The sequence below is a fragment of the Bacillus sp. 05T31 genome (genome assembly GCF_056396725.1).
The window spans coordinates 1-4,221 of record NZ_JBFTMA010000367.1 but is presented as its reverse complement, the minus strand read 5'-3'; the positions used below and the strand labels follow the sequence as shown (position 1 = coordinate 4,221).

Annotated in this window: 4 protein-coding genes and 2 pseudogenes; 3 read left to right on the top strand and 3 right to left on the bottom strand. The window is 37.5% G+C overall.

Annotated features, from left to right (window positions below):
- A pseudogene (locus AC1DJR_RS19505) lies at window positions 1-348 on the top strand (hypothetical protein); the annotation flags it as partial.
- Window positions 349-387: 39 nt separating this feature from the next.
- On the opposite strand, the gene AC1DJR_RS19500 reads toward AC1DJR_RS19505, so the two are convergent.
- Window positions 388-573, bottom strand: a complete 186-nt coding sequence (locus AC1DJR_RS19500) for a 2-hydroxymuconate tautomerase (RefSeq protein WP_001147171.1) — start codon at window positions 571-573, stop codon at window positions 388-390.
- Between the two features lie 112 nt (window positions 574-685).
- On the opposite strand from AC1DJR_RS19500, the gene AC1DJR_RS19495 reads away from it, so the two are divergent.
- Together AC1DJR_RS19495 and AC1DJR_RS19490 are read left to right on the top strand one after the other, a co-directional pair.
- Entirely contained in the window at window positions 686-1,360 is a 675-nt protein-coding gene (locus AC1DJR_RS19495) for a site-2 protease family protein (protein WP_002016358.1), read from the top strand.
- Window positions 1,361-1,385: 25 nt separating this feature from the next.
- Window positions 1,386-1,895, top strand: a complete 510-nt coding sequence (locus AC1DJR_RS19490; RefSeq protein WP_002016357.1) for a YwhD family protein — start codon at window positions 1,386-1,388, stop codon at window positions 1,893-1,895.
- 32 nt (window positions 1,896-1,927) lie between these two features.
- Here the strand turns inward: AC1DJR_RS19490 and AC1DJR_RS19485 are convergent, their stop codons facing one another.
- On the bottom strand, window positions 1,928-3,979 hold the full coding sequence (locus tag AC1DJR_RS19485; protein WP_477003285.1) for a transglycosylase domain-containing protein: 2,052 nt from the start codon (window positions 3,977-3,979) through the stop codon (window positions 1,928-1,930).
- A 100-nt stretch (window positions 3,980-4,079) separates the two neighbouring features.
- A pseudogene (locus AC1DJR_RS19480) lies at window positions 4,080-4,221 on the bottom strand (glycerophosphodiester phosphodiesterase); the annotation flags it as partial.

The window sequence follows — 4,221 nt, the reverse complement described above, 5'->3', positions numbered from 1 at the left end:
TATGTAGAGTTTACAGATAAGCACGGTTTAGATAATTGGATGGAGCTAAGTAGCTTATTTAAAAAAATTGGACTGGACCCAGAGTATTACTTAGTTGTTGATTCAACATCAGATTTACCGTATGACTTTTACCGCGCAGGAGAAGAGGAAGAGCGTCTGCCAATCTTACTTCTTATGCCGAACGGGGAACTTAGAGAGCTTTCGCGTGAATCGGATATTGTTGAGGCGATTACAGGTAAGAAGCGAACGGATCAAAAGTTATTCTATCCGCATGATTTAATCTATGAAGATGGAAGAAAAGGAAAATATAAAGAGAGAATTATCGAGTTGTTAGAGGGAAAGAAATAAGAAGCAGCTAAGAGCTACTTCTTATGAAAAAACTTGAAATTATTTGTCGCTTAAGCGTTTTCCGCCAACTGCATAATGGTTTTTAGACATTTCTTCGATGAAAACAACGATGTTTTCTTCAGGAGCACCAGTTGTTTCGCTTACTGCTGCTGTTACTTTCTCAGCAAGAGCTTTCTTTTGTTCTTCTGTGCGTCCTTCTAGCATTTTCACTGTTACGTATGGCATGTATAATCGCTCCTTTTATGTAAGTTACACTCTTATTATAGCGGATTATGAGGAAGAACAATCGGAAAAACAAATAATTTCTTTTTTTGACATATGGAAGAGGAGATGAGTTATGGATCAGTTATTTAGATACCCATTGCAACAAATTCCATTGGTAGCAATGGCGATTATTATTGCGCTATCTGTGCATGAATTTGCACATGCGTATGTTGCATATAAATTTGGAGACGATACAGCGAAAAAGCAAGGCCGTTTAACGTTATCACCGATGGCTCATTTAGATCCTATCGGTATGATTGCTGTATTAATTCTTGGATTCGGTTGGGCAAGACCCGTGCCTGTTAACCCATATAACTTTAAAAGACCGCGTCTTGCAGGAATATTAGTTTCTATTGCGGGACCGATAAGTAATCTTATCTTAAGTGCAATTGGTTTAATTATTTGGTATAGCTTAATAACATTTGGTGTGTTAGATGCGATGCCACTTGCAGTAGCAGATACGCTGGATCAATTTTTCCAAATTTTTATTATGCTTAATATTGTTTTACTTGTATTTAATTTATTACCAATCCCGCCACTTGATGGTTATCGCGTTGTGGAAGATTTAGCACCAGCAAATATTCGTGCGAAAATGACACAGTATGAAAAGTATGGATCAATTGCGTTATTAATTCTTGTTATTACACCGCTTAGCAATTACACAATTCAACCTATTTTCAATGTTGTTATTCCATATGTATTAGTATTTTTACAAAATATCATTGCGCCTATTTTCAGGCTTTTTTAATCATTAAGCGAGGAGGAGTTTACATATGACAGAGAAAAAGAAAAAAATCGGTTTTAATATCGTGAAAAATGATTCAACAGATGGACATGGTGGTTTTGGCGTTGGGGCATTAAGTTTAGAAAATATTTCTCCTGTATTTGTTGATGTATTAGAGAAAACTGCATTCGTTGATATCGGTGCGATGCATGCGCGTAGTACAGTAGAAAAAGGAATTAAGTTTTTAACAAATAAAGATGAAGTTCCAAACGGAAAACCGTTTTGGCTTGTTTGGGTAACAATTGAAAGAACACCAAACGGTGCTTATTACGCAGGCGCAACAGCCTGTGAAATGACAGTTGATCGTGAAATTCGCCGCGGATATAAATCACTTCCAGAGCATGTAAATAAAATGGATAAATCACTAAAGCGTCACATCATGATTGATCATATGGATGAATCATCTAAAAAAGTACTTGGTACATTCTTAAAAGAGCATAATGAAGCAATTTGGAACGAATCTAGTGAAGAATTGCGTCACGCATTATTAGGCGAGTAAAAATAGCTGACGGATTTCCGTCAGCTATTTTTTTACCACGGGAGATATTTTTTCCACCAACCCGTCTTTTYCTTCTCTTCACTAACCTTTTCGAACTCTTCCTTATCATCAACGTGATCCATACAATACTCTGTTGGCTCTGTACCTTTTGCGAAATACATTTTCACAGAAATGGGACAATTTTTTGTAGCAATCTTACCGTTTTCAGGATTAACATCGACTGCAACAACATCTGCTGGTTGTTTGAACTCTTGTTTAGGCTGTCCATCTAATCCTTTTTCCATTGTATCGGTCCATATTTTTTTTGCGTATCCTTGTTCTGCTACGTTTGAAATGGATTTAGGTTGATCGTATCCAATCCAAACCCCTGTTACGAGCTGCGGGGTAAATCCAATCATCCAACTATCAGTTTCTGTAGAACCAGACTTTCCAGCATATGTTCTTGATAGTTTTGATAACATCGATTGACCGGTCACAGCGGCATAACTGCTTAGTTTTTTATTAAACATGCCTGCCATCATTTCTTCCATCACAAAGGCTTTGCTTTTATCTAGAACTTGTTTACTTTCTAAATGAGCGTCGTATAGCATATTTCCTTCATGATCAACGATGCGCCTTATAAAGATTGGTTTTACTTCTTTCCCGCCGTTTGCAAACATGCTATAAGCATTGACCATTTCAATTGGTTTTACAGGAGATGTGCCGAGAGCAAGAGACGGAACATCTTTTAATGCGCTAGTAATACCGAATTGCTTCGCTGTTTTTGTAAGAATGTCTTCGCCTAAAAATAGATTTGTCTTCACAGCATATACGTTATCAGAAACAGCGAGTGCTTGTGCCATTGTCACAAAGTCGTCTGCATAATAGTTTTTATAATTTTTCGGTTTATATTTGGAAACACCGTCACCTAAAGTGAATACAGTGTATTCGCTTTTTAAGCGCGTAGCAGGGGTGAATCCTCGTTCTAAGGCTGCGTAATATAGGAATGGCTTAAATGTAGAGCCGGGCTGACGAGCGGCTTGTGTAGCTCTGTTAAATTGACTCGTATTATAATCAGTTCCACCAACAAGGGCAGCCACTTCACCCGTTTTTGGATTCATAGAGACGAGGGCAGTTTGGATGTTTGTTGTTTCAGGTATATGATTTTTTACAGCTTGCTCTGCTACAGATTGTAATTTAGGGTCTAGCGTTGTATAAATACGTAAGCCACCTCGCTGTAAGGCTTGCTCATCTAATCCGATATCACGAAGAAGAGAAGCTTGTACAGCATCTTGGAAATAAGGCGCGACCTCTGCCACTTTTTTCGTATCTAATGAGGCGAAAGTTAGCGGTTCCTTTTTTGCCGAGGCAGCTTGCTGTTTTGTAATATAACCTTGTTCTACCATTTCATCTAGTATGAGAGATTGACGCCCTTTAGCACGCTCTTCTTTTAAAAAGGGAGAGTAGAAGCTAGGTCCTTTCGGAATGCCTGCGAGCATACTAGCTTCCGCTAATGTTAATTCTTTTGCAGTTTTATCGAAATACAGGCGAGAAGCAGCTTCGATTCCGTAAGCACCATGCCCGTAATAAATTGTATTTAAATATCCTTCTAAAATATGATTTTTATTATAGTTCACTTCAAGGCGAACGGTATACATTGCCTCTAATAGTTTACGCTTCCACGTTTTATCATGATCTAAGTATAGGTTRCGAGCATACTGTTGTGTAATAGTACTAGCACCTTGTACTTTTGCCATTGCTTTTAAATCGGCAACAATGGCACCAACAATGCGCTTTATATCAAATCCATGATGTTTGTAGAATCGTTGATCTTCAATAGATAGTGTTGCCTCTTTTACATAAGGAGAAATTTCATCAAGAGATACATTATAGCGCTTTTGTGTTTCATTACTTTGTCCTATAACAGTGTCATCATTAGCGTAAAAGACACTCGTTTGCGGCACTGCAACAGGGGGAGGCCCCATAATTTTTGCAGCTATAATGATAATAAAAAAGGAAAAAACGAAAAAAAGAACACAAGAAAACATTACGGTGAAGAAAAGACGTTTATATTTTTTAAGTTTTGGATTCATAGTTTGATCCATCTTTTTCAGCCCCTCATTAATACAAGCATTATTGTATTAGTATTGAGGGTTTTCGTTTATTTTAAACAATGAAATTTTGAAAACAAAAAAGCCCCTTCAATTAAGAAAGGAGCTCAAAGGCACGTGCTGGCCAATCGGTAATGATGACATCTACACCATAGTCAATCATAGTTTGTAAATCTTTATATTCATTAATGGTGTAAGGACGAAAAACGTATCCTTGCCCCTGTGCTAATTGGACA

Bases quoted from the DNA above. Each gene is read 5' to 3' on its own strand.
- AC1DJR_RS19495 (WP_002016358.1), top strand. From the start codon at position 686: ATGGATCAGTTATTTAGATACCCATTGCAACAAATTCCATTGGTAGCA.
- AC1DJR_RS19500 (WP_001147171.1), bottom strand. From the start codon at position 573: ATGCCATACGTAACAGTGAAAATGCTAGAAGGACGCACAGAAGAACAA.
- AC1DJR_RS19490 (WP_002016357.1), top strand. From the start codon at position 1,386: ATGACAGAGAAAAAGAAAAAAATCGGTTTTAATATCGTGAAAAATGAT.